Raw genomic sequence first — 1,008 nt, 5'->3', positions numbered from 1 at the left:
CTCAATACCTTCTTGTGCTGTTGCAAGTGCATGCAATGCCTCATCAATAGATTTCACCACTGGTGCAATAAGTTCTTGCGCCTCAGGAATTTTCCGCTCCAAACGCCTCACCAAATTAGAAAGCACTGGGATTGGTGATTTTTGACCCGTTAAAAGATCATCCGCTTCTTTTATATCCGTTGCTATTTTTTCTAATTTAAGCATATCTGCACGGCGAAGAGAAAGAGCATCTTCTTCACCAACTTGAAAATCAAGCTTTTCAAGCTCTTCTACACACGCACGAAGATAATCAACCTCACGTACAGCGCTCTCTACTTTAAGACGCTGCTGTTGCAAACGCTCCTCACATTCACGCCATGTGTGATAACACTGACGCAAATTTTCCACTTCATCTTCAAGACCACCAAAGGCATCTAATAATTGGCGATGTGTAGCAACATCAACAAGCGCACGATCATCATGTTGTCCATGGATTTCAACCAGCAAACGGCCAACACTCCGCATCAATGCAACACTAGACACCTGATCATTGATAAAGACACGGCTACGTCCATCACTTGATTGTACCCGCCGTAAAATAATATCACCCTCGTCATCAAGACCATTCTCACGAATAAGTTGACGTGCAGGATGTGAAACAGACACATCAAAAACAGCTGTGACCTGCCCGCGGTCAGCCCCATGACGCACAAGCGAAGCATCACCCCGCCCCCCTAGAGCAAGTGATAAAGCATCAAGGAGAATAGACTTCCCCGCACCCGTTTCTCCAGTTAAAACCGTCAACCCCGCTGTAAAATGAATATCGAGCGTTTCGATCAAAACAATATTATGAATCGAAAGCTGTACCAACATAGAGAATCAACGTACCCTCTTCTTGTCACCACCTAAAGCATTTGAGATCCAAGAAGATTTATGCTCACGTGGTGATATTTTATTCTTCTGCAAGAGATTATAAGAAAATTTATACCACTCACTTTTGGGATAATTACGTCCTAAAATAGCTGCTGC

Annotated in this window: 1 protein-coding gene and 1 pseudogene; both read right to left on the bottom strand. The window is 43.6% G+C overall.

Features of this window, described 5'->3' with window-relative positions; translation table 11 throughout:
- On the bottom strand, window positions 1-852 hold an 852-nt coding region (locus ACFIL3_RS10480; protein WP_375682249.1), incomplete at its 3' end, for an AAA family ATPase.
- A 6-nt stretch (window positions 853-858) separates the two neighbouring features.
- Window positions 859-1,008 (bottom strand): annotated as a pseudogene (locus ACFIL3_RS10475) (outer membrane protein assembly factor BamD); the annotation flags it as partial.

It is taken from the genome of Bartonella sp. CE47NXGY, assembly GCF_042195415.1.
Lineage (GTDB): Bacteria > Pseudomonadota > Alphaproteobacteria > Rhizobiales > Rhizobiaceae > Bartonella.
This window is presented reverse-complemented; position numbering and strand designations above follow the sequence as displayed.